Source organism: Glycomyces sp. NPDC047010 (assembly GCF_040644205.1).
Classification (GTDB): Bacteria; Actinomycetota; Actinomycetes; order Mycobacteriales; family Micromonosporaceae; genus Glycomyces.
Window position 1 is genome coordinate 71,954 of the sequence record NZ_JBEYVY010000012.1, and the last position, 25,158, is coordinate 97,111.

The 25,158-nt window shown below is 71.4% G+C and carries 22 protein-coding genes; 4 read left to right on the top strand and 18 right to left on the bottom strand.

Annotated features, from left to right (window positions below):
- Positions 1–140: 140 nt before the first annotated feature.
- The 5 genes from gatB to AB0A65_RS22530 all read right to left on the bottom strand — a co-directional run bounded on the left by gatB (position 141) and on the right by AB0A65_RS22530 (position 7,373).
- Positions 141–1,628, bottom strand: coding sequence for an Asp-tRNA(Asn)/Glu-tRNA(Gln) amidotransferase subunit GatB (gene gatB / locus AB0A65_RS22510; RefSeq protein ID WP_359954057.1), 1,488 nt, complete (start codon positions 1,626–1,628; stop codon positions 141–143).
- A 4-nt stretch (positions 1,629–1,632) separates the two neighbouring features.
- On the bottom strand, positions 1,633–3,132 hold the full coding sequence (gene gatA, locus AB0A65_RS22515) for an Asp-tRNA(Asn)/Glu-tRNA(Gln) amidotransferase subunit GatA (protein ID WP_359954059.1): 1,500 nt from the start codon (positions 3,130–3,132) through the stop codon (positions 1,633–1,635).
- Positions 3,132–3,431: an Asp-tRNA(Asn)/Glu-tRNA(Gln) amidotransferase subunit GatC gene (gene gatC / locus AB0A65_RS22520; RefSeq protein WP_359954061.1), complete on the bottom strand. Its 300-nt coding sequence runs from the start codon at positions 3,429–3,431 to the stop codon at positions 3,132–3,134. The genes gatA and gatC overlap by 1 nt, the downstream gene beginning before the upstream one ends.
- 364 nt (positions 3,432–3,795) lie before the next feature.
- Positions 3,796–5,610, bottom strand: a complete 1,815-nt coding sequence (locus AB0A65_RS22525) for an ABC transporter ATP-binding protein (RefSeq protein ID WP_359954063.1) — start codon at positions 5,608–5,610, stop codon at positions 3,796–3,798.
- Positions 5,607–7,373, bottom strand: a complete 1,767-nt coding sequence (locus AB0A65_RS22530) for an ABC transporter ATP-binding protein (RefSeq protein WP_359954065.1) — start codon at positions 7,371–7,373, stop codon at positions 5,607–5,609. Before AB0A65_RS22530 ends, AB0A65_RS22525 begins: the two co-directional genes overlap by 4 nt.
- Before the next feature lie 183 nt (positions 7,374–7,556).
- On the opposite strand from AB0A65_RS22530, the gene AB0A65_RS22535 reads away from it, so the two are divergent.
- The 3 genes from AB0A65_RS22535 (at position 7,557) to AB0A65_RS22545 (ending at position 9,633) form a co-directional block, all read left to right on the top strand.
- Positions 7,557–7,889 carry a hypothetical protein gene (locus AB0A65_RS22535; RefSeq protein ID WP_359954067.1) on the top strand — a complete coding sequence of 111 codons (333 nt, stop codon included), beginning with the start codon at positions 7,557–7,559 and terminating at the stop codon, positions 7,887–7,889.
- Between the two features lie 81 nt (positions 7,890–7,970).
- Positions 7,971–8,549: a hypothetical protein gene (locus tag AB0A65_RS22540; RefSeq protein WP_359954069.1), complete on the top strand. Its 579-nt coding sequence runs from the start codon at positions 7,971–7,973 to the stop codon at positions 8,547–8,549.
- Positions 8,550–8,754: 205 nt separating this feature from the next.
- Positions 8,755–9,633: a peptidoglycan-binding protein gene (locus AB0A65_RS22545; RefSeq protein ID WP_359954071.1), complete on the top strand. Its 879-nt coding sequence runs from the start codon at positions 8,755–8,757 to the stop codon at positions 9,631–9,633.
- A gap of 67 nt (positions 9,634–9,700) precedes the next feature.
- On the opposite strand, the gene AB0A65_RS22550 is transcribed toward AB0A65_RS22545, so the two are convergent.
- From AB0A65_RS22550 to AB0A65_RS22585, 8 genes are all read right to left on the bottom strand, one after another.
- Entirely contained in the window at positions 9,701–10,714 is a 1,014-nt protein-coding gene (locus AB0A65_RS22550; RefSeq protein WP_359954073.1) for a response regulator, read from the bottom strand.
- A gap of 82 nt (positions 10,715–10,796) precedes the next feature.
- A complete protein-coding gene (gene erm, locus AB0A65_RS22555; RefSeq protein ID WP_359954075.1) occupies positions 10,797–11,582 on the bottom strand; it encodes a 23S ribosomal RNA methyltransferase Erm in 786 nt (261 codons plus the stop codon).
- Positions 11,583–11,798: 216 nt separating this feature from the next.
- Positions 11,799–13,337, bottom strand: coding sequence for a cation acetate symporter (locus AB0A65_RS22560; RefSeq protein WP_359954077.1), 1,539 nt, complete (start codon positions 13,335–13,337; stop codon positions 11,799–11,801).
- On the bottom strand, positions 13,337–13,690 hold the full coding sequence (locus AB0A65_RS22565; protein WP_359954079.1) for a hypothetical protein: 354 nt from the start codon (positions 13,688–13,690) through the stop codon (positions 13,337–13,339). The genes AB0A65_RS22560 and AB0A65_RS22565 overlap by 1 nt, the downstream gene beginning before the upstream one ends.
- The gene (locus AB0A65_RS22570; RefSeq protein ID WP_359954081.1) at positions 13,687–14,436 is read right to left on the bottom strand and encodes a LytTR family DNA-binding domain-containing protein; all 750 of its coding nucleotides are present in this window, start codon (positions 14,434–14,436) and stop codon (positions 13,687–13,689) included. Before AB0A65_RS22570 ends, AB0A65_RS22565 begins: the two co-directional genes overlap by 4 nt.
- On the bottom strand, positions 14,433–15,497 hold the full coding sequence (locus tag AB0A65_RS22575) for a histidine kinase (protein ID WP_359954083.1): 1,065 nt from the start codon (positions 15,495–15,497) through the stop codon (positions 14,433–14,435). Before AB0A65_RS22575 ends, AB0A65_RS22570 begins: the two co-directional genes overlap by 4 nt.
- 93 nt (positions 15,498–15,590) lie before the next feature.
- Positions 15,591–17,252, bottom strand: a complete 1,662-nt coding sequence (locus AB0A65_RS22580) for a cation acetate symporter (RefSeq protein WP_359954323.1) — start codon at positions 17,250–17,252, stop codon at positions 15,591–15,593.
- Between the two features lie 17 nt (positions 17,253–17,269).
- Positions 17,270–17,626: a DUF485 domain-containing protein gene (locus AB0A65_RS22585; RefSeq protein WP_359954085.1), complete on the bottom strand. Its 357-nt coding sequence runs from the start codon at positions 17,624–17,626 to the stop codon at positions 17,270–17,272.
- 294 nt (positions 17,627–17,920) lie between these two features.
- Here AB0A65_RS22585 and AB0A65_RS22590 point away from each other — a divergent pair, with 294 nt between their 5' ends.
- Positions 17,921–18,334, top strand: a complete 414-nt coding sequence (locus tag AB0A65_RS22590; protein WP_359954087.1) for a VOC family protein — start codon at positions 17,921–17,923, stop codon at positions 18,332–18,334.
- Between the two features lie 70 nt (positions 18,335–18,404).
- Here AB0A65_RS22590 and AB0A65_RS22595 read toward each other — a convergent pair whose 3' ends face one another.
- From AB0A65_RS22595 to ligA, 5 genes are all read right to left on the bottom strand, one after another.
- A complete protein-coding gene (locus tag AB0A65_RS22595) occupies positions 18,405–18,758 on the bottom strand; it encodes a hypothetical protein (protein WP_359954089.1) in 354 nt (117 codons plus the stop codon).
- Positions 18,755–19,228, bottom strand: coding sequence for a hypothetical protein (locus AB0A65_RS22600; RefSeq protein WP_359954091.1), 474 nt, complete (start codon positions 19,226–19,228; stop codon positions 18,755–18,757). Before AB0A65_RS22600 ends, AB0A65_RS22595 begins: the two co-directional genes overlap by 4 nt.
- 108 nt (positions 19,229–19,336) lie before the next feature.
- Positions 19,337–20,311, bottom strand: a complete 975-nt coding sequence (locus AB0A65_RS22605; protein WP_359954093.1) for a sigma-70 family RNA polymerase sigma factor — start codon at positions 20,309–20,311, stop codon at positions 19,337–19,339.
- 102 nt (positions 20,312–20,413) lie between these two features.
- The gene (locus tag AB0A65_RS22610; RefSeq protein ID WP_359954095.1) at positions 20,414–22,441 is read right to left on the bottom strand and encodes a bifunctional diguanylate cyclase/phosphodiesterase; all 2,028 of its coding nucleotides are present in this window, start codon (positions 22,439–22,441) and stop codon (positions 20,414–20,416) included.
- 338 nt (positions 22,442–22,779) lie between these two features.
- Positions 22,780–24,993 carry an NAD-dependent DNA ligase LigA gene (gene ligA / locus AB0A65_RS22615; protein ID WP_359954097.1) on the bottom strand — a complete coding sequence of 738 codons (2,214 nt, stop codon included), beginning with the start codon at positions 24,991–24,993 and terminating at the stop codon, positions 22,780–22,782.
- Positions 24,994–25,158 lie beyond the last annotated feature (165 nt).

Sequence of the window (25,158 nt, forward strand, 5' to 3'; positions counted from 1 at the left end):
CCTGACCGCTCCAGGATACCCATCCCTTGTGAACAACATCGCTCTACGGGGTACCCGGAGACTCGCAGCTCACACTGGAATCAAACGGACAGTGAACGCGAAAAGGCCGGGCGTGTCGCCCGGCCTTTCACGGTGGTGGACTAGCTCAGCCTGTCCAGGATGATCTGGCGGACCGTCCCGGCGTCGGCCTGGCCCTTGGTGGCCTTCATGACGGCGCCGATGAGGACGCCGGCGGCCGCGTGGGTGCCGCCGCGGATCTTGTCGGCGACGGCCGGGTTGGCGGCGATGGCCTCGTCGACGGCCGCTTCGAGCGCGCCGGTGTCGGAGACGACCTCCAGGCCGCGCTTGGCGGCGACGTCGGCCGGGGAGCCCTCTCCGGCGAGGACGCCGTCGATGACCTGGCGGGCGAGCTTGTCGTTCAGGCGCCCGTCGTCGACCATGGCCTGGAGCTCGGCGACCTGCGCGGGCGTGATGGCGAGCGCGGCGAGCTCCTCGCCGGACTCGTTGGCGCGGCGGGACAGCTCGCCGAGCCACCACTTGACGGCGCCCGCGGGGCCGGCCCCGGCGGCGATGGTGGACTCGATCAGCTCGACGGCGTCGGCGTTGACCACCGACTGCATCTCCTTGTCGGCCAGGGACCACTCGGCCTGGAGGCGCTCGCGGCGCTTGCGCGGCGGCTCGGGGAGGCTGGCTCGGAGCTGCTCGACCCATTCGCGGGACGGCTCCATGACGGCCAGGTCCGGCTCGGGGAAGTACCGGTAGTCGGTCGCCTCCTCTTTGGACCGGCCGGGGTTGGTCGACCCGTCCGTCTCCTGGAAGTGGCGGGTCTCCTGGATGATCCGGACGCCCTCGTCGAGGAGCGCGGACTGGCGGCGCACCTCGTAGCGGACGGCGCGCTCGACGCTGCGCAGCGAGTTGACGTTCTTGGTCTCGGTGCGGGTGCCCCACTCCTCCCCCGGCTTGCCGAGCGAGAGGTTGACGTCGCAGCGCATCGAGCCCTGCTCCATGCGCACGTCGGAGACGCCGAGGGAGCGCACGATGTCGCGCAGCTCGGTGACGTAGGCGCGGGCGACCTCGGGGGCCAGCGCGCCGGTACCCGGGACGGGCTTGGTGACGATCTCCACCAGCGGGATGCCGGCCCGGTTGTAGTCCACGAAGGACTCGGTGGCGCCGTGGATGCGACCGGTCGCGCCGCCGACGTGGAGGGTCTTACCGGTGTCCTCTTCGAGGTGGACGCGCTCGATCTCGATGCGGTAGGGCTTGCCCTCGACGGTGACGTCGACGTAGCCCTCCTCGCAGAGCGGCTCCTCGTACTGGGTGGTCTGGAAGTTCTTCGGCATGTCCGGGTAGAAGTAGTTCTTCCGGGCGAAGCGCGTCCATTCGGCGATGCGGCAGTTGAGCGCGAGGCCGATCTTGATGGTGGCCTCGACGGCGGCCCGGTTGGCGACCGGGAGGGCGCCGGGGAGGGCCAGGCAGACGGGGCAGACCTGGGTGTTGGGCTCGGCGCCGAAGGTCGTGGAGCAGCCGCAGAACATCTTGGTGCGCGTGTCGAGCTCGATGTGGGTTTCGAGGCCGAGGACGGGCTCGTAGGTCTCGACGGCCTGCTCGAACGTGTTGAGTTTCGTCATCGGGCTACTTCCCTTCGATCTCGGGGGCGGTGTCGGCGAGGAGCACGTCCTGGGTGGACTCCAGGGCGGCGGCGACGCGGTAGGTGATGTCGTCGCCCAGGACCGGGCCCATGACCTGGAGGCCCACGGGCATGCCCTCGGAGAGGCCGACGGGGACGGAGACGCCGGGGCCGCCGTACATGTTCGTCGGGATCGTGTAGAGGTCGGCGAGGTACATCTGGTACGGGTCGCCGGTGCGGGCGCCGAACTCGAACGCGATGAACGGCGTGGTCGGGCTGATGATGGCGTCGACGGAGGCGAAGGCCTTCTCGAAGTCCTGCTTGATGAGCGTGCGGACCTTCTGGGCCTTGCCGTAGAACGCGTCCACGTACCCGGCGCTGAGCGCGTAGGTGCCGAGGATGATGCGGCGCTTGACCTCCGGGCCGAACCCGGCTTCGCGGGTGAGGCTCATGACCTCTTCGAGCGAGTGCTCGCCGTCGTCCCCGGCGCGCAGGCCGTAGCGGACGCCGTCGTAGCGGGCCAGGTTCGAGGACGCCTCGGAGGGGGCGATCAGGTAGTAGGTCGGCAGCGCGTACGCGAACGACGGGCAGGAGACCTCGACGATCTCGGCGCCGAGCTTGACGAGCTGCTCCACGCCGGCCTCGTAGGCGGCGACGACGCCGGGCTCGGCCGCGTCGGCGCCCTCCTTGAACTCCTTGACGACGCCGAGCTTGACGCCGGTGAGGTCGCCGTTCGCCCCGGCCCTGGCGGCCTCCACGACGGGCGGGACGGGCGCGTCGATGGAGGTCGAGTCGCGCGGGTCGTACCCGGAGATGACCTCGTGGAGGAGCGCGCCGTCGAGGGCGTTGCGGGACACCGGGCCGGGCGTGTCGAGCGAGGAGGAGAAGGCGATGAGCCCGTAGCGGGAGTTGCCGCCGTAGGTGGGCTTGGCGCCGAAGGTGCCGGTGACGGCGCCGGGCTGGCGGATCGAGCCGCCGGTGTCGGTGCCGATGGCGAGGGGGGCCATCTTCGCGGCGACGGCCGCGGCGGACCCGCCGCCGGAGCCGCCGGGGATGCGGCCGGTGTCCCACGGGTTCAGGGTCTTGAAGTACGCGGAGTACTCGGTGGAGGAGCCCATGGCGAACTCGTCCATGTTCGTCTTGCCGAGGATCGGCATCTTCGCGGCCTTGATGCGCTCGACGATCGTGGCGTCGTAGGGCGGGATCCAGCCTTCGAGGATCTTGGAGGCCGCGGTGGTCGGGAGGCCCTTGGTGACCACGACGTCCTTGATCGCGATGGGGACGCCCGCGAGCGGGCCGAGGTCCTGGCCGGCGGCGACGGCGGCGTCGACTTCGGCGGCGACGGCGAGCGCGCCGTCGCGGTCGACGTGCAGGAACGCCTTGACGGTGCCGTCCACGGCGGCGATGCGGTCGAGGAACGCGGTGGTGACCTCGACGGAGGTCAGGCGGCCCTCGCGGATGTCCGCGGCGAGTTCGGCGGCGGTCCGGTCGATGATGCGGGACATCAGGACTCCTCGTCCAGGATGCGCGGGACGCGGAAGCGGTCCTCGGCGGTGTCGGGGCCGCCGGCGAGGACGGCGTCGCGGGGCAGGGACGGCTGGGGCTGGTCTTCCCGGAACACGTTCACCAGCGGCACCGCGTGCGAGGTCGGCTGGACGCCGTCCGTGTCCACTTCGGCGAGCGTCTTCATCGACTGGAGGATGACGTCGAGCTGTCCGGCGAAGGCGTCGAGCTCGTCATCGGTGACCTCAAGGCGGGCCAGCCGCGCCAGGTGCGCGACTTCCTCGCGTGAAATCGTACTCACGACAGGTGTTTCCTAACGGTTACTAGCTGCGGGAAGACCAGTCGAGTCTAGGCCGTGCGCGGCGGCGGCCCGAGGCGGGCACGGCCGGGGCGCGGACGGGTCATAGCGCCGCGGACGGTCCGGTGCGGCGGGGTGCGGGCGGCGGGTCGCGGAAACGGGTCGGCACGGATCGAGCGGGGTGGATACGGCACCCCTAGCCACGGCGAATGTGACGTGATACTCTCTCGGTACTGGTTCGGAACGGGTTTCCTGGTTTCCTTTCTGTTTCCTTGCTAAGAACGAGTCGGTGGGTGTTCCGACTTGTGGTGGTGTTCTCGGACCAGTACGGGCCCCGGGCTTTTCGCTCGGGGCCCATTTCTCTGTCTTACAACGGATTCCCCACTGCGGCCAGGTCCTCGTCGCGGTGCTCGGGCTCGCCGTGCCAGGCCCGCCAGAGTCCCGCGTAGTGGCCGTCGAGCGCGATGAGCTCGTCGTGGTTCCCCAGTTCGGCGACGCGGCCGTCCTCCACGACGGCGATGCGGTCGGCGTCGTGCGCGGTGTGGAGCCGGTGCGCGATGGCGATCACGGTGCGGCCCTCCAGGACCGCGGCCAGGGCCCGCTCGGTGTCGCGGGCGGCCCGCGGGTCGAGCATCGCGGTGGCCTCGTCCAGGATGACCACGTCGGGGTCGGCGAGGATGATGCGCGCCAAGGCGATCTGCTGCGCGGAAGCGGCGTCGAGCTCGCGGGCCTTGCCGCCCAGGGCCGTGTCGAGGCCCTCGGGCAGGTCGAAGGCCCAGTCGGCGCCGACCGCGGCGAGCGCGTCCTTCAGCTCCTGGTCGGTGGCCTCGGCCTTCGCGAGGATCAGGTTGTCGCGCAGGGAGGCCGTGAAGACGTGGTGCTCCTGGGTGACGAGGGTGACGCGGCGGCGGCGCTCGTCCAGCGGGAGCGCGGCGACGTCGACGCCGCCGATGGCCGCGCGGCCCTCGCGGGGCGTGTCGGAGCCGGAGATGAGCCGCGCGAGCGTGGACTTCCCGGCGCCGGAGGGGCCGACGACAGCGAGGCGCTGGCCCGCGGGGACGGAGAGGCTGACGCCGTGGAGGACGTCGCGCACGCCGGACGGGTACGCGTAGCGCACGTCGATGAGGTCCACGGTGCCGTCCACGGGCCGCTCGGTGGTCGCGTTCGCCTCGGTGTCCTCGGCTTCGGCGACGCCCTCGATGCGGGACATGGCCGCGAAGCCGCGCTGGACCTTCTCGACCCACATGAGGATGTGGTCGATCGGGAACATGATCTGGCGGGTCAGCACCGCGCAGGACGCGACGGTGCCGAGGGTGATCGAGCCGTCGAAGTAGAGCGCGCCGCCGACGAGGAGGACCGCGGCGGTGGGCAGCGCGTAGGAGCCGTCGAGGAACGGGAAGAAGACACTGCGCAGGTAGAGCGTGTAGCGGGCGGCGCCCCAGTGGCGGGCGACCGTGGCGTCCCCGGCGCCGTCGCGCTGGCCGCGGAGGCGGTAGGTCTCGGTGGTGCGGGCGCCGTCGGCGGAGGCGCCGATGGTGTCGCCGATGCCGGACTCGGCCTGGCGTTCGGCGAGGTAGCCGTTGCGGGCGCGCTTGAGGTACCAGCGGGTGCCGACGACCAGGCCGGGGGCGACGACGAGCATGCACAGGCCGAGGACGGGGCTGGCCCAGAGCATCGCGGCGAGGAACACGATCACCTTGAGGACCGAGACGATGATCTGCGGGAGGCCGTCGCGGAACAGGACCCCGGCCTCGGGGACGTCCGCGGAGGAGCGGGTCATGAGGTCGCCGGACCCGGCCTGCTCGACCACGGGCATCGGCAGGCGCAGGGCGCGGTCGACGAACTCGACGCGCATCCGCGCGGAGAGCTTCTCGCCGAGGCGGTGGGACACGAACGTGCCGAGCCAGGTGAACGCGACGACGGCGACGATCGAGCCGATGAGGCCGAGCGCGAGCTCGTCGATGACCCCGGCGCCCTCTCCGGCGGCGAGCTTGTCGAGCATCTCGCCGAGGAGGAGCGGCGCGACGGCGGCGGCGACCGCGGCGACCAGGTGCAGGCCGATCGCGGCGGCGGCGCGGCGCTTCTCGGACAGGAGCAGGCGCAGGAAGGCGCGGCGCACCGCCGGGGTGTCGGCGACGGGCAGCTGGCCGGACGCGGTGCGCTCGGGCGCCTTGGTGGTCATGCTTCCTCCCGGGAGACGAGTGCGCGGTAGTCGGGGTGCTCGGCGGCCAGGTCGTGGTGCGAGCCGGTGGCGATGACCTTGCCGCCCTGGACGAACGCGACGCGGTCGGCGCGGCCGAGCCACAGCGGCGAGGTGGTGGCGACCGCGGTGGCGAGCCCGGCGCGGGTCTCGGAGAGCCGGTCCACGATGCGGGCCTCGGTGTGCGAGTCGACCGCGGAGGTCGGCTCGTGGAGCAGGAGCGCCTCGGGGGCGGCCGCGACGGCGCGGGCCAGGCGCAGGCGCTGGCGCTGCCCGCCGGAGAGCGTGCGGGCCTGGTTGTCGAGCTCGGAGTCCAGGCCCTGCGGGAGGGACTCGACGACGTCGGCGGCGGAGGCGGCCTCGATGGCGGCGGCGACGCGGTCGCCGCCGTCCCGGGCGCCGATCGCGGCCGCGAGGGTGCCCGCGAACAGGTACGCGTCGTGGTCGGCGACGAGGACGCGGCGGTGGAGTTCGTCGCGGTCGAGCACGGCGACGGGGACGTCTCCGAAGCGGGCCTCGGAGTCGGCGTAGCCGCCGAGGCGGTCGAAGACGCGGGCGACCTGCTCGGAGTCCGCGGAGGCGACGGCGAGGAGCTCGCCGCCTGCGACTGTGAGTCCGGATTCGGGGTCGTGGAGCCCGGCGCCGGTGGCGGGGCCGGGGAGGGTCTCGGCGGGGGCGTCGCGTTCGGGGGTGTTGAGCAGCTCGCAGACCTTCCCGGCGGCGACGCGGCCCTCGATGATCCGGTAGGTGCAGCCGATGAGCCAGTGGACCGGCAGCAGGAGCGCGCTGGTGTACCCGAAGGCGGCGACCATCTGGCCGGGCGTGAGGTCCCCGGCGGCGACCTGGCGGGCGGCGATCCAGATGACGACGCCGAGGAGGACCGCGGGGGTGCCCTCGCCGAGGGCGTTGAGCCACGCCTGCGGGGCGGCGACCTTGTACCCGGCCTCGCGCAGGGCCTCGGAGTCCTTGCGGTAGGAGGCGGTGAAGCGGGCCTCGCCGCCGATGCCGCGCAGGACCCGCAGGCCCGAGACGATGTCGGAGGCGCGGCCGGTGATGTCGCCGACGCGCTCGCGGTACGCCTCCTGGCGGTCCTGGAGCTTGTTCAGGACCGGGCCGGTGACGAGGCCGACGAGGAACACGCCGATGAAGATGGTGAGGCCCAGGGCGACCGAGGTGTTGAAGAGGAGGACGCCGACGGCGACGAGGCCGACGAGGCACCCGGCGGTCGGCGAGAGGGAGTCCACGGCCCAGGAGATCCGGTTGATGTCCGTGGCGCCCACGGAGACCACCTCGCCGGTGGTGAGCTTGCGGCGCAGCTCGTCGCCGAGGCGGTTCACCTTGCGGGTGGCGAGCTGGAGCGTGCGGTACGAGGCGTCCATGCGCCAGTAGACCGTGAGGCGGTGGGACCAGACGATCATCGCGGCGGTGGCGAACCCGGCGAGGATCATGCCGCAGGCCCAGAACGTCAGGGTGCCCCAGTCGCGTTCGCGCAGGCCGCCGTCGACGGCGCCGGTGAGGAAGTACGGCAGGACCGGGAGCGAGCCGAGGGCGAGGCCGGAGGTGAAGAGCGCGCTGAGCGCGAGGCCCTTGTTGCGGCTGGCGAGCCAGGCGAGGAGGCGCCACGGGGTGCGCGGAGGATGCGTAGGTTCGCGCCTCACTGCGTTCGGCGAAGCCGGGTCGCCGCGGGAGCCGTCCGGGAGGAGGGGGTCGGCGAGCGGGTATTCGGGAGCACGGAGGAACCTCACTTGCCGAGCGTAAAGGGAGGGTCCGACAACCGGCAATCGATTAACCGCCGATGTGAGCCTTGACCTGCGAATTCGTTGGCCGGTGGGCGAAATGGGCGCATCCGAGGGGTTCTCGCGAACCATGGTCTACGATGTCCGGGAAACCCGGGGAGGACCGCCATTCACCGACAGCGCGCGTTCGGCTTGCAGCTGTTCACCGCCGTCGCCGTGCTCGCGTTCGGGTACCTCGGGTGGGTCGCGGCCCATCCCCTCTCGGTGTGGATCCTCGGCCACTGCCACGTCGCGGACCGGGCGTCCCTCGTCATCGCGCTCCTCATGTACGGCCTCGTCGGGGCCGTCATGTCCCTCGTGTGGCACTGCTGCCTGACGACGGTCCGCGAGGCCGCCGGGCTCATCGCGAGCGGCGGCGAGCCGGGGGCCGGCCGGGTCTCCGCGGGGCCCGGACGGCGCGGCTCTGTCGCGCTCCAGTTCGGGGCCTGGGTCTGCGCGGGGCGGGCGCCACCGGCAGGACGGTGACCCCAGCCAGCGCGCCGGCGCACTGAGTGCGGTTCTGCGGCGCGCCGTCCCGTTGCCGCACTCCCCGACTGGAGCACTCTGTTGCCGACCCTGCATTCCGAAAACCTGCTTGACCCCGAGTGGACCGGCGAGCTGTGGGGCGCCGCCGGCCGCCCCGTCCTGCTGCTGACCGAGACCGGCGAGGACCGGTCCGCGTGGTGGCCGGTCGCCGCGCGGCTCGCCACCGCGCACGCCGTCGCCGTGCTCGACCTGCCCGCGGGCGGGCGTATCGGCGACCGCGCCGAGACGCTCGCCGAGTTCATCGCGCGCATGGGCACCCGCGCGCCCGTCATCGCGGCCCACGGCCGGGCCGCGGTCATCGCCTCGCTGTTCGCGTGCCGGTACGTGGCCCACGGCGTGGCCGCCATCGAGCAGCCCCTCGACGCGCCCGCGGCGGACGAGGACACGGCCGCGGCGCTGGAGGAGGTCACCGCGGGACCGCGGAAGGTCAAGTGCCGGTATTTGTCCGTGTTCTCCGCCGAGCCGCGGCCGGGCTACGCGGCGTGGCTCGCCGAGCGGATCCCCGGCGCGGAGTGCGCCGTGTACGGCACTGCGGGCCGGTATCCGCACCTCAGCGCCCCGGAGCGGTTCACCGAGGACGTGAGCGCACTGGCGTCCTGAGCGGGAATGCGACCGTCCATTTGACACGGAGCGACGGTCCGGAGACGGTCACGTGGAGTTTTGTTTCATCCGAGTCCTTCTCAACGAAGAAAATCTTCGATATGGTCTCAATCACGATTCGATCCTCTACCCCCCGAACGATCCCCGCTCCGTCAGCGGCGGCGAGCAGCGCCGCCGCACAGGAAGTCCGAAGGGACGCAATCGCATGACCCACAATGAACCGCGCATCCCCCGCTCCCGCCGCTGGGTGCTCTCCCGGGCCCTCATGGTCGGCGGCGCAGTGGGCGCCGCCGCGGTCCCGACCGTGTTCGCACTCCAGTCCGCGAGCGCCGCGGTCTCGGTCGACATGGAACTCGTGCTCGTGGCCGCGATGGTCGACCCGCAGAAGTCCGGCACCGGCACCACGCTCAACGCGGCGGCCTCGGTGAAGGCCGTCGAGCAGGCGCTCGACGCCAAGAACCACCTCGCGACCTCCGCGGTCGACGGCCACTACGGCACCTCCACGATCACCGGGTACTCCGCGTGGCAGAAGGCCCTCGGATACACCGGCATCGACGCCAACGGCATCCCCGGCCCCACCTCGCTGACCCGCCTCGGCAGCGACACCGGGATCTACACCGTGACCCGCCAGGTCAGCATCGGCTCCAACTCGGACTCCTACGGCGGCAGGCGGGTCAACACCCGCACCAAGAACATGCTCGCCGCCGCCGACGCGAAGCTCTCGTGGAGCCTCGCCCTGACGCAGGGCTCCTACACGACCGGCAACCCGTCCTCTGCGGGCACGCACGACGGCGGCGGCGTCGTCGACATCAGCGTCAGCGGCATGTCCACGACGCAGCGCTGGCAGACGGTGAAGGCCCTCCGCGACGTCGGCTTCGCGGCCTGGCTGCGCACCCCCGAGCAGGGCTTCAGCTACCACATCCACGCGAACGCGGTGGGCGACACCGACATGGTGGCCGTCGCGCGGGCGCAGGTCCACGACTACTTCTACGGCAAGAACGGGCTGGCCAGCCACGCCGCCGACAACACCCCCAGCGCCTACAAGGGTTCGTTCACCTGGTGGGAGCAGTACAAGCGGAGCTGACAACAGCTCGACACGAAGACCGGCGGGCGGGGCCACACAATGGCCCCGCCCGCCGCTTCCGTCTGCGCTACTTCCCGGAGAAGAGGTCCATCCAGCCGGAGCCGGAGCTCTGGGACTGCTGGCTGCGGCGGGTGCCGACGATGTCGATGACGGCCTCCACCAGCTCCTCGGGGCTGTCGGTGGCGACGGCGACCCGGGGGTGGGTGATCGCTCGGGCCCTCGCGTGGTCGGTGAAGATCACGACCGGGGTGGGGATGCCCGCGTCGACCATGCGGTCGGCGAGCTTGACGCCGGCCTCGTCCCCGTCGGGCTCGGTCTGGCGCCTCAGGTCGCTGATGACGAGGTCGTAGTCCCTGCGCCGGAGCTCCCACACGGCCTCCTCGGTCGAGTCCACGGAGTTGACGGCGATCCCGGCGGTGCGGAACAGGCGGGCCAGCGCTTTGTTCCACTCCGGGTGGTCGTCGACCCAGAGGATCGAGCTGCCGTTGAGGAGGTCGGACGAGAAGGCGAGGCGGGAGGCCGCGCGGAGGCTGCGCTGGACGTCGGGGGCGCCGTAGACCGGCTGCTGCTGGTAGGGGGCGAGGGGCACCGCGCCGGGGTAGCCGACCTGCGTGCCCGGGAGCGGCGGCGCGTAGTAGGTGGTCGGGCGGGGCTCGGTGAGCGGGCCCGCGATCTCGTCGGGCTTGGTCTTGGGCTTGGCGCCGTTGTCACCGGGCTCGTCGGCGGGCGGGGTGTTCATGGGGCGCAGGCGGGCGGGCTCAGCGGTGTCGTCGTCGGGGGCGACGATCGTGGGCGGCGGCGCGAAGTCCGGGGGCGCGTAGCCGCCGGGCTGGACCGGGAGGGGCGGCAGGGGGCCGTTCCAGTCGGGCTGGGGCAGCGCGGCCACGGGACCGCGGACATACGACTCCTCGATGGCCTGCTGCGCGAGTTCGACCGTGACCCAAGGGGTCTCGACCTTCGTCATCCTCGGCGCCTGCTGCGTGAAGATGCGCTTGGCGACGGCCAGGGCGATGAAGCCGAAACCGATCCAGAGGAAGGCGGGCAGCACCTTGATCAGCTCGATCCAGATCGCTTCGCTCATGAACGGCTCCAAGAGAGGGGGTACCGGGCCGGGCATCTCAACCTTAATCGCCCGGCGCCATCGGCCCGGCACCCCCTTGCGCCTATCGGGTGAGTGCTTTGTACAGGGCGATCCACTTGTCGGGGTGGACGAGGCCGACCGGGGCGTCCTTGGCGATCCCGGCCTCGGCGCAGGCGCGGGCGGCGGCGCGGGCCGAGACCGCCTGGCGCAGTGAGGAGGCGAGGGAGCCGCCGACGCCGGTGAAGCCGAGGGCGACCATGTCGCGGTAGTCGCGGAGGGCCCTTCTGGGGAGCAGGGGCTTCGGGCGGCGGGTGAGGTGGAGGACGGCGGCGTCCACCTTCGGGACGGGCCGGAACTGCTCGCGGCCGATGCGCAGGCCGAGGGCGAGTTCGTGTTCGGGCCAGGCGTCCACGGCGAGCTTGGACCAGCGGCCGTAGTCGCCCGTGTGCTTGCGTGCGAACTCGCGCTGGACGACGAGGCTCGCGGTGGTGAGGTCGGGCGCGTCGAGGCACCAGCGGACGATGTCGGTGGTGATCGCGAAGGGCACGTTGGCGACGACGCGGAACGGCTCGCGCGGCGGCTCGGCGTCGCGGAAGTCGCCGGTGCGGAGCCGGAAGTGGCCGAGGTGCCCGTAGCGGGACCGGAGGCGGTCGGCGAAGTGGCGGTCCTTCTCGTAGGCGAGCACGCGGCGGGCGCGGTCCAGGAGCGGCGCGGTGAGCATGCCGCCGCCGGGGCCGACCTCGACGACGAGGTCGTCGGGGCCGACGTCGGCGGTGAGGCGGCGCGCGAGGTGCGGGTCGGACAGGAAGTTCTGGGACAGGCGCTTGCGGTCGGACGCGCGCGAGTACTGGGAATGGCTGCGGGACATGGGATACCTCTGCGGAAGTGGTCGAATCGGGAACGTCGATTCGCCCAGACCGCGCAGTGGCGCAGCGGGTGCCGTCAGATGGCACCGTCAAGAACCGGCCGGAGCCGGGAGAAGGCGTGCGCGTGCGGGGCCTAGGCCGCCGCGCGGAGCCGCATGAAACACGGGCCGAACGCGGCGCACGCGCTGAGCCCAGGAGATCCCCACATGCGGGCCAGGCTACCGGAGGGGGCGGGCGCCGTCGAACCCATTTCCGGAGCGGGCCGGGCCGGTGCGGATCGGGCCGGTGTCGCCGGTCGAGTAGCGGCCGGGCACGTGGAGGCGCAGGACCGCTTCCCCGGCCCAGTCGGGGACGGAGGAGGGGCGGGAGGCGGCGGCCATCGTGAGGAACGCCAAGGGAACCGTCCACAGCGCGGGCTGCGCGAGGAGGATCGACCAGGTGCCCGGCGGCAGGTCGAGGATGACGGACGCGAGGGCCGCGCCGGTGGACGAGGCGGCGCCCACGAGGAGCCCGGCGGTCGCGCCGGTCGCGGTGAGGCCGCGCCACCAGATGCCGAGGGTGAGCAGCGGGCAGAACGTGGAGGCGGCGACGGCGAAGGCCCAGCCGACGAGGACGTTGATGTCGACGTCGGCGGCGGGCAGCGAGAGCACCACCGCCAGCGCCGTCCCGACGAGGACCCCCATGCGCAGCTTGGAGAGCGAGCCGCCGAACAGGTCGTGCGAGAGGCCCCCGGCGAGCGCGAGGAGCAGCCCCGATGACGTCGAGAGAAACGCCGCGAACGCGCCCGCGGCGACGAGCGCAGTCAAGACCGCGCCGACCGTGCCCGGGGCGATGGCCTCGGGGACGAGGACGGGAACGACGTCGGTCTCCTCCGGGTCGGGCACGGCGATGCGCCCGAGGAGCCCGTACACGACCGGGAACAGGTAGAACAGGCTCAGCAGCATGATGACCGAGACGGCGACGCGGCGGGCCGCGCGGGCGCCCGCGACGGTGTGGAAGCGCATCACGACGTGCGGGAGTCCCATGGCGCCCAACGTGGTCGCGACCAGGACCGAGAGGGTCGCGAGGAGCGAGTGCCCGGAGCCGTCGAGGTCCAGGAGCGGCCGGGCCCAGTCCGGGTCGGGGCCGTGGGCGGCGAGCGCGGCCTCGCGGCGGTCGGACCCGGCGAGGACGATGAGCACGACGGCGGGGCCCGCGATGAACGCGAGCTTCACTAGGTAGTGGAACGCCTGCACGTACGTGGCCGAGCGCATCCCGCCGACGGCGATGGTCGAGGAGACCACGAGCCCGGCGCCGATGACGCCGATCCAGTACGGGATGCCGGAGACGAGTTCGAGGACCACCCCGGCGGCCTTGAACTGCGGCAGCAGGTACAGCAGCATGATCACGAGGACCACGAGCCCGCACATGCGGCGGATGCGCGGCGAGCCGAGCCGGTATTCGGCGAAGTCGGGGACGGTGTAGGCGCCGCTGCGGCGCATGGGCCCGGCGACGAGGGCCGCGACGAGCACGTACCCGGCGGTGAAGCCCACGGCGTACCACATCGCGCCGACGCCGTTCTTGACGAGCAGGCCCGCGAGGCCCAGGACCGAAGCGGCCGAGACGTACTCCCCCGCGATGGCGAGGGCGTTCCAGCCGGGCACGATCGAGCGGGACGCGACCAGGAAGTCCGGAGTGGACCGTGCGGCACGCACGCCCCACACGCCGATGACGACGCTGGAGACGAGGACCAGCGTGATCGAGGCCAGGCCGAGCATCAGGGGCCGTCCGGCGCGTGCTCGTCCTCGACGCGCTCGGCGCGGCGCACGTGGACGGCCGCCAGCGCGAGCAGCACCGGGTAGGGCGCGAAGAACAGGACGGCCCAGCCGAGGCGGCCGGGCACGAGCGCGGCGGCCGCGAGGAGCACGGCGAGGGCGATCCCGAGCGCGGCGGCGGTGCGCACGGCGAGGCGGCGCTGGCGCCGCAGGGCGCGTTCCGCCGCTTCGAGGTCGATCGCGGAGGACGGGATCGCGGGCCGCCCGGCGAGGTGGCTGAGCCGCCCCATGGCGTCCGCCCCGCGCCGTTGCGCGAGGCGGGTCTGGGGGCTGGTGACGCGGACCCTCTGGATCATTGGTCTCCGCGGACGGCTTGGAGGAGGCGCTCGCGGAGGAGACGGGAGTGGCGGCGGCTCACGGGGACTTCACCGGCGCCGGTGACGGCCACAAGACCCGCGGTCGAGGTCACCCGCAGCTCGGTGATCGAGGCGAGGTTGACGAGGAAGGACCGGTGCGCGCGCACGAATCCCGCTGCGTCCCAGACCTCTTCGAGATAGGTGAGGGACTGGCGGAGCAGGTGCGAGTGTCGCCCCGAATGGAGGCGCACGTAGTCCCCGTGGGCCTCGGCGTAGGCGATGTCGTCACGGCGCACGAACACGGTCCGGCCCGCCAGCTCGACCTGGACGACCGCCAGGTCGTCGGCCTTGTCCCCCGCCGGGGCCGGGCCGGAGCGGCGGCGGCCGATGCGGGCGACGGCTTCGGCGAGGCGCTCGGGCCGGAAGGGCTTGAGCAGGTAGTCGACCGCACCGAGGCCGAACGCCTCCACGGCGTGATTGTCGTAGGCGGTGACGAACACGATCGCCGGAGGGTGCGAGAGGCGCCGCAGGATGCGGGCCACGTCGATGCCGGTGAGGCCGGGCATGGCGATGTCGAGGAACGCGGCGTCGAAGGTGCCCTCCCCGAGGAGGCGCACCGCCTCGTCTCCGCCTGCGGCGCACTGGACCTCGCCGACGCTCGGCTGCTCCGCGAGCTGGCCGGCGAGCTCGGCGCGGGTGGAGGACTCGTCCTCGACTACGAGGACGCGCAGACCGTTGCCGCTCATGCGTGGACTCCTCTGGCATAGCGGGGGATTCGCACGGTGGCCTTGGTCCCGGCGCCGGGGGCGGTGTCGAGCCACAGGCCGTACTCGGGACCGTAGACCGCCCGCAGGCGCTTGTCCACGTTCGCGAGGCCGATACCGCGGCCCGACCCGGCGCGCGAGCCGGTCAGGATCGCCTTCGCGACGTCGGGGTCCATGCCGTCGCCGTCGTCCTCCACCTCGATGACGCACAGCGGCCCCTCCGAGAAGCCGCGCACGGCGATGTGGCCCGTGCCGGGCTTGGTCTCGAAGCCGTGGCGGACGGCGTTCTCCACGATCGGCTGGACGACCAGGAACGGGATGGGCACTGGCAGGACCTCCGGGGCGATGCGCACGGTGATGTCGAGTCGGTCGTCGAAACGGGCCCGCTGGAGCTCCAGGTAGGTCTGGACGGCGTGGAGCTCGTCGGCGACCGTCGCGAAGTCCCCGGTGCCCGCGAACGAGTAGCGCAGGTAGTCGGAGAAGTCGGTGAGCAGCTCGCGGGCGCGTTCGGGGTCGGTGCGGGTGTGGGCGCTGATGGCGGCCAGGGCGTTGTGCATGAAGTGCGGGGAGATCTGGGCGCGGAGGGTGCGCAGGTCGGCTTCGGCGATGCGCTCGCGGGCGCGCACCAGGTCGGCGTGGTCGAGGGCCCGGACGACGAGGTCGGCGGCCTCGGCGAGGTCCGCGTCGCTGACGTCCCCCGAGACGAGCAGGCACCCGGCCAGGTCGCCGGAGACCACGAGCGGGGCGGCGCGCAGCGGCGGTGCGGTGACTGGTTCGAGGACGTCCAGGGTCTCCGTCAGGAGCGCCTGGGCCGCATCGGGGTCGATGCTCCCGGCGACGGCGAGGATGCGCTCGCAGTCGGCGAGGGCGACGGCGTCGGCGGCGAGGAGCCGGGCGAGGCGGCGGGCGGCGACTTGGGCGCCCTTGCCGGTGAGCCCGTCGGCGAGGGCCTCGCCGGTCTGGCGCGACAGCCTCAGGGCGGCGAGGGTCGCCGCACTGCTGGTCCGCCGGCGCTGGCGATGAGGGGATCGCGCGATCACCATGTCACTGTAACGTGGCGCACATCAGGGCCCGTCCAGCGGACGGGCCCTGATGCCGCGGGGAGGGCCGCCCCGGCCCTCCCCCCTGGGGGCCGCCTAGTGTTCCGAGGCCCGCTCCGCACCCGCGCCGGTGAGCGCCCGGACTTGCATGGACGCGAACCGGTCGGGGTTCGATTCGGAGCTCATCAACGTGCCGACCACGGCGCAGATGAGACCCAGCGGGATGGACACCAGGCCGGGGTTCGACAGCGGGAACCATGCGATGTCGACCCCTTCGCCGAGCAGCGAAGTTTCCGTGCCTGAGAAGGTCGGCGAGAAGATCACCAGACCGATGGCGGAGATGAGGCCGCCGTAGATGCCCGCGACGGCGCCCGCGGTGTTGAACCGCTTCCAGAAGAGGCTGAACAGCAGCGTCGGGAGGTTCGCGGACGCGGCCACCGCGAAGGCGAGAGCGACCAGGAACGCCACGTTCAGGTCCTGTGCGAAGACCGCGATGACGACGGCGATGGCGCCGACGCCGACCGCCGCGAACTTCGCGAAGACGATCTCCTGCTTGCCGCTGGCCTTGCCGTGCTTGAAGACCCCGTTGTAGAGGTCGTGGGCGAGCGAGGACGAGCAGGCGATGATGAGCCCCGCGACCACCGACAGGATCGCCGCGAACGCGGCGGAGGCGATGAGCGCCAGCATGATCGCGCCGCCCGTCGATCCGGCGATGTCCTCGCCGATGACCTGCGAGAGCTGTGGCGCGGCCGAGTTGCCGGCCGGGTTCTCGGCGATGATCGCGTCCTTGCCGACCATCGCGGCGGCGCCGAAGCCGAGCACGAGGGTGAGCAGGTAGAACATGCCGATCAGGCCGATGGCCCAGTTGACGGACTTGCGGGCGGTCTTGCCGTCGGGCGTCGTGTAGAAGCGGATGAGCACGTGCGGGAGGCCCGCGGTGCCCAGGACCAGCGCCAGCCCGAGGCTGATGAGGTCCAGCTTGTTCCACAGCGTCTGTAGGGCGTCCCCTGGCACTTCCGCCCCGTAGCGCAGCCCCGGTTCGAGGAAGGCCGCGCCCTGGCCGGAGACGCTGGCGGCGTCGCCGAGCAGTGCCGAGAGGTTGAAGTTGTAGTGGACGAGCACGAGGATCGCCAGGACGAACGCGAGGCCGATCTTGACGCACGCCTGGAAGATCTGGACCCAGGTCGTGCCCTTCATGCCGCCGAACGCGACGTACGCGACCATGAGCAGGCCGGTGACGACGATGCCGACGACCTTCGCGGCGCCCGAGTCCATGCCGAGGAAGGTCTCGCCCTCCTTGATGCCCAGCAGCAGCGTCACGAGCGCGCCGGTGCCGACCATCTGCGCGAGCAGGTAGAAGATCGAGATGCTCAGGGTCGCAATGGAGGCCGCGGTGCGGACCGGGCGCTGCTTCATGCGGTAGGAGAGCGCGTCGGCGACGGTGAAGCGGCCGGAGTTGCGGAGGGACTCGGCGACGAGGAGCAGCGCCACGAGCCAGGCGACGAGGAAGCCGATGGAGTACAGGAACCCGTCGTAGCCGTAGAGGGCGATGGTGCCGGCGATGCCGAGGAACGAGGCGGCGGAGACGTAGTCGCCCGCGACGGCGAAGCCGTTCTGCCATGCCGAGAAGCCGCGGCCGCCGGAGTGGAAGTCGGTGGCGGTGCTGGTCTTGCGGCCGCCTTGGATGGTGATGAAGATGGTCACCAGGACCATCACCATGAACAGGGAGATCGTGAGGATCCGGTTGGAGTCGCTCATCTCCTGTGCGAGCGTGTTCACTTCGCGCCCCCGTTCATGATGTCGTCGCGCAGCTCGGCGGACTGCGTGTCGAACTTGCGGGCGGTGAAGCGGTTGTAGGCCCACGTGACGTAGAAGGTCACGACGAACTGGCTCAGGCCCAGGATGAGGCCCAGGTTGATGTTGCCGAACAGGACGATGCCCATGAAGTCGCGGGCGTAGGCCGACAGGAGCACGTAGACGAGGTACCAGGCCAGCGCGGAGAGCAGGACCGGGACGGTGAAGCGGAAGAGGGTGCGCTTGAGCTCGACGAACCGCGGGTCGTCGTGCATCGCGGCGATGTCCGCTTCGCTGACCTCGGGCGGTGGTCCGTTGTCTTCGGGGGTTGTGGTCATCGAACCTTCCTCCTTGAAGGGCAATGCGTGTCGCGGTCGTGACCGGCTCGGGTCGACACGGTGACGTGTGTCACCTGGGAATCTAGGGCCTTCGGGGGCCCGCGAGAAGCACCGTTGCCAGGCGTGTCGCCGGGAAGCCGCCGCGGTGCGGCGAACCGGCGCCGAGACGCCGGTGAACGGGCGGTGAGCGGTCGGCGAGCGGTCAGGGCGGGAATCCGGGCCCCGGCGATGAATCCGGGCGGACTCCGTCGTCTCTAGTCGCAAGGCCCTGAGACCCGAAAGCAGCGTGAGCCCATGGCGAGCAAGATGATCTTCCTGAACCTGCCCGTCGCCGACCTGAAGCGCGCGCAGGACTTCTACACCGCCCTCGGCTGGCGCGTCAACGCCGACTTCTCCGACGAGAACGCCGCGTGCGTCGTGGTCGACGCCAACATCTGCCTCATGCTGCTCACCAAGGACTTCTTCACCACCTTCGCCGAACGCCCCATCGCCGACACGGTCGCGTACTCCTCCGCCGCCTACGCCCTGGCCCTCCCGAACCGCGACGCGGTGGACGACCTCACCGACGCCGCCCTCCTCGCCGGAGGCACCGAGGAGACCGCCAACCTCGACCGCAGGGTCCAGGAGGCCGAAGTGGGCATGTACGGCCGCACCTTCGTCGACCCCGACGGCCACCAGTGGGAGCCCTTCTACATGCCCTACCAATAAGAGCCACAAAGGAAACCCGAAAAACGCCGACGGCCGCCCCGCAGAGTGCGGGGCGACCGTCGGCACACTTTCAGTCGGTCGCCTTAGGATGCCCGGTTCCGGCGTAGACGAGCCAGACGGTGCGAGCCGCGTCGTCGATGAGGTACCAAAGCCGACCGCCGCCTGTCACTTCGTACTGCCACCGCTCGCAGTCGGTGCCCTTCCAGACGCCTCGCCCCAGGGCGCCCTTCAGCCGGTGCTGGCGACCCGGGTTCGCTCGCGAACGCGGATCGGACCGGAGGTCCTCCCATGCCTTTCGCAGGTTCCCGCTCGCCTGCTGTTCGAGGTCGGCCCAGCCCTTGACGGCCGCGGCATCGGCGAAGCGGAGGTCGTATTCGGATTCGGTCGGCGGGGGCGCGATCCGGTCCCCGCGCTTAGGGCTCAAGTCCGGTCCTCCGGCATCGGCACCGGCCCGAGGTCGCCCGTGTGCTCACCGGTGAGAAGCGTATGGAGATCGGGGTCCGCATAGACCTCGGCCGAGTGCTTCCACTGCTCCAGCAGCACCGTGACGGGTTCGAGGTTGCGCAGCGAAGCCGATCCCTGAGCGACCTCGATCAGCTCTGAAAGGAATAGGTCGCGATCTCCCTCGGGCAGGAACGTGGACCAGGGCAGCGCTTCAGGGAGCACCTTCCTGATGGTCTCGACCTCCCCTGCCCGGATCAAGCCGGCGAGCAACCGCGCGGTGAAGTCGATGACCGTTGCATCGCGTTCGGTCTGATCGGCCCGGACCAGTGCGAGGTCCCGGGCTCCTCGGCGGCGCAGCAGAACCGCCCGGCCGACGTCGACCAGTGCCGCGGTGGCCGCGGGATGGTGGAGGAGCTCCGAGAACGGCAGCTCCTTGTAGAGCGCTGACATAGTTCCACACTACCTTGGAACTCAGGTCCGATTCAACCGTCCGGGCCCGAACTGACGACGGCTGCCCGGCGCCGAAGGCGCCGGGCAGTCGTCGTTGATGGGGAGTGGTTATTCGCGGTATTCGTTCGGGAGGCCGAAGAGGGGGAAGAGGCGGGTGGTGTCGAGGAAGTAGTTGAGGCCGGCGATGGCGCCGTCGCGGAGTTCGAGGACGGTGATGGACCAGGGGGTCCAGAGGCCGGGTTCGCCGGAGGGCTTGTAGTGGCCGAAGGCGGGGAGGCCGTTGGCGCCCACGGGGACCAGGCGGGAGTCGCGGCAGGCGGAGCCGGTGCCGAGCATGAACTCGGCGACGCCGGCGGGGCCCTGGACCCACAGCGGGAACGGCGGCATGGAGAGGTTGACGTCCTGGGTGCAGAGCGCCGTGAGGGCCTCCATGTCGTACGCCTGGAAGGCCGTGACGTAGCCGTCGACGAGCTTCCGGACGTCGGCGTCGTCCATGGCGGGCGCGTCGGCGGCGGGGTCGGTGTTGACCTTCTCCATGGTGGCCTTGGCGCGCTGGAGGGCGCTGTTGACCGAGGCGGGGCTCAGCTGGAGGGCCTCGGCGGTCTCGGCGGCGGAGAAGCGCAGGACCTCGCGCATGAGCATGACGGCGCGCTGCTTGGCCGGCAGGTGCTGGACGGCGGCGACGAACGCGAGGCGGAGCGTGTCCTTGGCCTCGGCCGCGGCGGCCGGGTCGGCGCCGAAGGCCATCGAGTCGGGGATGGGCTCGACCCACATGTAGTCGGGCTCGGGCGCCGGGAGGGGCGTGCCGGCGTCGGAGGCGGGGGCGAGGTCCATCGGCCTGGCCCGGCGCTGGGGGCCCTTGAGCATGTCGAGGCAGACGTTCGTGGTGATCTTGTACAGCCACGAGCGCAGCGAGGAGCGGCCCTCGAAGGACGCGTAGGACTTCCAGGCGCGCGTGAACGCGTCCTGGACGGCGTCCTCGGCCTCGAAGGAGGAGCCGAGCATCCGGTAGGCGTAGGCGCACAGTTCGCGCCGGTGCGGCTCGAACTCGGCCAGCACATCGTCTTGGACTGCGGTGTTCATGGAATCAGCCTCGCATACGGGACCGACATCCGCGAGCACCGCGGCGCGATCGGCCGACCAGGTCGACCGGTGTGAACGGTCTCCCTTGTGGCCCTGGCGGGTTCAGGCGCGCTTCTGGTGGTCGGCCATCCAGCGCTCGAACGCGTCGGCGCTCATCGGCTTCGCGAAGTGCCAGCCCTGGCCCGCGTGGCAGCCCCAGCCTTCGAGCTGCTTGCGCACGGCCTCGTCCTCGACGCCCTCGGCCACGACCTCGACGTCCAGGGCCCGGCCCAGGTCGATCGTGGTGGAGACGATCGCGGCGTTGTCGGGGTCGTCGATGAGCGTGGTCACGAACGACTTGTCGATCTTGATCTCGGTGACCGGCAGGCGCCGCAGGTGCTGCATCGAGGAGAACCCGGTCCCGAAGTCGTCGAGGCTGATGCCCACGCCGAGGTCGGAGAGGCGCTGCACGTTCTGGAGGACGCGCCGCGGGTCGGCCATGAGCGCGGACTCGGTGATCTCCAGCTGGAGCTTCTCGGCGTCCACCCCGTAGGCGTCGATCCGCTCGGTCAGGAAGTCGGTGAACTCCGGCGACTGGAGGTCGCGGACCGAGACGTTCACGGCCATGCGCAGGTCGTACCCGCGCTCCTTCCAGGCCCGGAGCTGGCGCAGGGCGATGTCGACGACCCGCTCGGTGAGCATCCGCATCACCGAGGAGTGCTCGGCGGTCTCGATGATCTCCGCGGGGTTGACGACGCCGCGCTCCGGGTGGCTGTAGCGGAGCAGGGCCTCGGCGCCGATGACCGCGCCGTCGGCGAGGCGCACCTGCGGCTGGTAGAAGAGGTTCACGCCGGGCGCGTCCGGGTGGTCCAGGGCGCGGCGCAGGTCGCCGAGGAGGTGCAGGCGCTCGGGCGAGTGGTGGTCGAACTCGGCGCCGTAGCGGGTGTAGGACCCGGCGCGCTGCTTGGACTCGTACATCGCGATGTCGGCGTGGCGGAACAGGGTCTGGAAGTCGGCGCCGTCGTCGGGGAAGACCGCGACGCCCACCGAGCCGTCCACTTCGATACTGACGTCGGCGAGGACGATCGGCGCGTCGAGGCGGGCGCGGATCTCGCGGGCGCACTCCATCGGGTCGGTCATGCCGTCGATCTCGGACCACACGAACGCGAACTCGTCGCCGCCGAGGTGGGCGATCTCCTTCCCGGGCGGCTTGTCGGTCGTGAAGCGCTTCGCGAGCTCGACGAGGAGCTGGTCGCCGACCTCGTGGCCGAGCGCGGAGTTGACGTCGGCGAACCGGTCGAGGTCGAGGATGAGCACCGCGACGGCGGTCTTGGTCTCGGCGGCGTCGGCGAGCTTGCCGTCCACGACCTCCTGGAAGCCCTTGCGGTTGAGCAGGCCCGTGAGCGGGTCGTGGTCGGCCTCGCGCTCGCGGTCGGCGGCGGTCTGGAGGATGCGGTAGACGCTGAAGATCGGGATGGCCGAGGCGGCGACGAGCCACCAGGAGGACATCGCGGCGGTCGCCAGGATCGGCGCGATGGCGATCTGGGTGGCCCGCAGGGCCCATTCGCTCTTGAGCCAGTCCAAGGCCAGTTCCCTCCAGGGTCTGCCGGTGCGCAGGCTCTGCCGGCCCGCGACCAGGGCCGTGGACGTGAGCATCCAGCAGGTGCCGGCGGCGAACACGCCGACGAGTTCGATCGCGTCGCCGTTCCAGGTGGTGCCGCCCGCGATCGCGTCCCACACGAACCAGGCCACGCACAGGGCGAGGCCCTGCTGCGAGAGGTTGAAGACCATGCGCCAGCCGGAGGCGTGGATCTGCGCGACCAGGAGCGACATCGCCGCGGTCTGCGCGATCAGGGCCGGGAGGAAGCCCCAGGTGACCATCGTGGCGAGGACGTAGACCAGGTAGATCGAGGCGATCGGCGACATCCACAGGCCGCCCCAGCGGGTGGGGCGGAGCTCGGCGATGACGGCGAGTCCGGCGGTCAGCCAGAACGCGAAGGGCACGTCGAAGGCACCGCCGTCGAACGCGCCTGCGCGCACGGCGGTGAACCCGGCGCCGACGATCGCCAGTACGGCGACCGCCGACGTGAAGCCGTAGTACCGGCCTGGATGCTCTCTAGGCGCAGTGTTGCGCATGAGCGTCGTGGCCATATCGCTCCTCCCACTGCCACACCGTTCCGAGGCGACGCGCCAGAATCACCGCGGCCCGGTCGTGGCCGACTCCTCTGTCATATCGCGATTTTCGCTCCCAGACAACGCTGGGGGCACATGCGGCACACTTGTGACCAGGCGCGACATGTCCGTGACAGAAACCGTTATCCGCACGTCGGCGGCAGGGTACCCCGCGGTCGATTTCGGACCCGGCGGCCCCTTGGGGCGGACCGGTCCGCGCCGCGCACGCGGCGAGGGGCAAGCTTCCACGAGATGACTCTGCCTGGTTCTAACGAGCATCCCCCCCGACTGGAATACGGATCGTTACCGAGTTGTGATCATTCCGGTTCGTTCTCGTCGCCGGAATCCTCGGACTGCGAGGAAAATTCGCCGACGCCGTGCTCCAGGAGCCGGTCGAAGTCCTCCCCCTGCACCACGGTGACACCGAGTTGGACTGCTTTGTCGTATTTCGAGCCCGGCTTGTCGCCCGCGACGACCGCGCCGGTCTTCTTCGAGACCGAGGACGAGGGCTTCCCGCCGCGCGCTTTGACGGCCGCGGCGGCGCCCTCGCGGGTGTAGCCGTCGATGCCGCCGGTGATGACGACCGTGACGCCTTCGAGGGTCTGCGGGAGCGCCTCGGAGGGGTCCGGGGCCTCGTCCTGCATCCGCACGCCCGCCGCGCGCCAGCGCTCGACGATGTCGCGGTGCCAGTCGACGGCGAACCAGTCCTTGATGGCGGCGGCGATGGTCGGGCCGACGCCGTCGACGGCGGCCATCTCCTCCTCGTCGGCGGCGGCGATCAGGTCGAGGTCGCGGAAGTGCTCGGCGAGGGCCTGCGCGGAGACGGGGCCGACGTGGCGGATCGAGAGGGCGTTGACGACGCGCCACAGCGGCTGGGACTTGGCGGTCTCCAGGTTCTGGAGCATCTCCTCGGCGTTCTTGCGCGGGAGGACCTCGCCGGTCTTCTTGTCGGGCTGGCGGGCGAAGGGGGTGACGACCTTCTGCTCGCCGGTCTTCTCGTCGATCTTGGGGAGCCCGGAGTCGGGGTCGCGGACGACGACGCGGATCGGCAGCAGCGCGTCCATCTTGAGGTCGAAGACGCCGCCCTCGTCGGCGAGGACGGGGGCCGCGTCGAGGGGCTGCACGAGGGCCGCGCAGGCGATGTAGCCCATGCGGTCCACGTCGAAGCAGGAGCGGCCCGTGGCGAACGCGAGGCGCTCGCGCAGTTGCCCGGGGCAGGAGCGGGCGTTGGGGCAGCGCAGGTCGATGTCGCCCTCGGCGGCGGGCGCGAGCACGGAGTCGCACTCGGGGCAGCGCTCGGGCATGGCGAACTCGGTCTCGTCGCCGGTGCGGGCGGGGACGACGGGCGCGACGATCTCGGGGATGACGTCCCCGGCCTTGCGGACCACGACGATGTCGCCGATGAGGACGCCCTTGGCCTTGACCTGGTCGGCGTTGTGGAGGGTCGCGAACTCGACCTCGGACCCGGCGACGCGGACCGGGTCGAGGACCGCGTAGGGGGTGGCGCGGCCGGTGCGGCCGATGGAGACCTTGATGTCGAGGAGGCGGGTGTTGACCTCCTCGGGCGGGAACTTGAACGCGACGGCCCAGCGGGGGGTGCGGCTGGTGGCGCCGAGGCGGCGCTGGACGCCGATGTCGTCGATCTTGACGACGATGCCGTCGATCTCGTGGACGAGCTTGTGGCGCTTGCCGCCGAACTCGTCGATGTACGCGAACGCCTCGTCGATGGTGGGGACGACGCGCCAGTACGGGCTGGTCGGCAGGCCCCACGCGTCGAGCGCGGCGTAGGAGTGGGACTGGGAGTCGGGCTCGAAGCCCTGGAGGGCGCCGAGGCCGTGGGCGATGAACGAGAGGGGCCGCTCGGCGGTCTTGGTCGCGTCCTTCTGGCGCAGGGACCCGGCGGCGGCGTTGCGCGGGTTGGCGAAGGGGGCCTTCCCGGCGGCGACCTGGGACTCGTTGAGGCGCTCGAAGTCGGCGCTCGGGAAGTAGACCTCGCCGCGGACTTCGAGGAGGTCGGGGACGGGGAAGCCGTCTGCGGCGGTGAGCCGCTGGGGGACGGCGGCGATGGTGAGGACGTTCGCGGTGACGTCCTCGCCGGTGACGCCGTCGCCGCGGGTGGCGGCGCGGGTGAGGCGGCCGGCCTCGTAGACGAGGTCGACGGCGAGGCCGTCGATCTTGACCTCGCAGAGGTACCGCTCGCCGGGGACCTCGGCGGTGATGCGGTCGGCCCAGGTCTGGACCTCTTCGAGGCTGAAGACGTCCTGGAGGCTGAGCATCTTCTCCAGGTGGACGACGGGCGTGAACGCCTCGGAGAAGGTGCCGACGATCTCGGACGGCGAGTCGGCGGTCTTCAGCTCGGGGAAGGCCGTCTCCAGGTCGACGAGTTCGTGCATGAGCTCGTCGAACTGGCTGTCGGAGACGATCGGCTCCTCGGTGTAGTACCGGCGCCGGTGCTCGGTGATCTCGTCGGCGAGCGCCTCGTGCCGGGCGCGGGCGCTCTCGAAGTCCTGGTTCGCGTCAGTCGTGCTCACGGCCCCATTGTGTCAGCAGGGTCCGACGTTTCGCGGAGGTCGAAGCCTTATGCAACCGGTCACTTTCCGTTCACGTGCTGATTGCCTTCCACACCCTTTGGGCCGTGAGAATCAGCCCCGTACTTCCCGCCCGCCCCCGCCCCGTCCTCACGAAGGAGCCCAGGT

What these genes read in the sequence shown, in the direction of transcription:
- AB0A65_RS22605 (WP_359954093.1), bottom strand. Translation starts at nt 20,311, where the DNA reads ATGAACACCGCAGTCCAAGACGATGTGCTGGCCGAGTTCGAGCCGCAC.
- AB0A65_RS22600 (WP_359954091.1), bottom strand. Translation starts at nt 19,228, where the DNA reads ATGTCAGCGCTCTACAAGGAGCTGCCGTTCTCGGAGCTCCTCCACCAT.
- AB0A65_RS22585 (WP_359954085.1), bottom strand. Translation starts at nt 17,626, where the DNA reads ATGACCACAACCCCCGAAGACAACGGACCACCGCCCGAGGTCAGCGAA.
- AB0A65_RS22550 (WP_359954073.1), bottom strand. Translation starts at nt 10,714, where the DNA reads ATGAGCGAAGCGATCTGGATCGAGCTGATCAAGGTGCTGCCCGCCTTC.
- gatA (WP_359954059.1), bottom strand. Translation starts at nt 3,132, where the DNA reads ATGTCCCGCATCATCGACCGGACCGCCGCCGAACTCGCCGCGGACATC.
- gatB (WP_359954057.1), bottom strand. Translation starts at nt 1,628, where the DNA reads ATGACGAAACTCAACACGTTCGAGCAGGCCGTCGAGACCTACGAGCCC.
- AB0A65_RS22580 (WP_359954323.1), bottom strand. Translation starts at nt 17,252, where the DNA reads ATGAGCGACTCCAACCGGATCCTCACGATCTCCCTGTTCATGGTGATG.
- AB0A65_RS22590 (WP_359954087.1), top strand. Translation starts at nt 17,921, where the DNA reads ATGGCGAGCAAGATGATCTTCCTGAACCTGCCCGTCGCCGACCTGAAG.
- AB0A65_RS22545 (WP_359954071.1), top strand. Translation starts at nt 8,755, where the DNA reads ATGACCCACAATGAACCGCGCATCCCCCGCTCCCGCCGCTGGGTGCTC.
- AB0A65_RS22575 (WP_359954083.1), bottom strand. Translation starts at nt 15,497, where the DNA reads ATGGTGATCGCGCGATCCCCTCATCGCCAGCGCCGGCGGACCAGCAGT.
- AB0A65_RS22610 (WP_359954095.1), bottom strand. Translation starts at nt 22,441, where the DNA reads ATGGCCACGACGCTCATGCGCAACACTGCGCCTAGAGAGCATCCAGGC.
- AB0A65_RS22560 (WP_359954077.1), bottom strand. Translation starts at nt 13,337, where the DNA reads ATGCTCGGCCTGGCCTCGATCACGCTGGTCCTCGTCTCCAGCGTCGTC.
- AB0A65_RS22570 (WP_359954081.1), bottom strand. Translation starts at nt 14,436, where the DNA reads ATGAGCGGCAACGGTCTGCGCGTCCTCGTAGTCGAGGACGAGTCCTCC.
- erm (WP_359954075.1), bottom strand. Translation starts at nt 11,582, where the DNA reads ATGTCCCGCAGCCATTCCCAGTACTCGCGCGCGTCCGACCGCAAGCGC.
- AB0A65_RS22565 (WP_359954079.1), bottom strand. Translation starts at nt 13,690, where the DNA reads ATGATCCAGAGGGTCCGCGTCACCAGCCCCCAGACCCGCCTCGCGCAA.
- AB0A65_RS22525 (WP_359954063.1), bottom strand. Translation starts at nt 5,610, where the DNA reads ATGACCACCAAGGCGCCCGAGCGCACCGCGTCCGGCCAGCTGCCCGTC.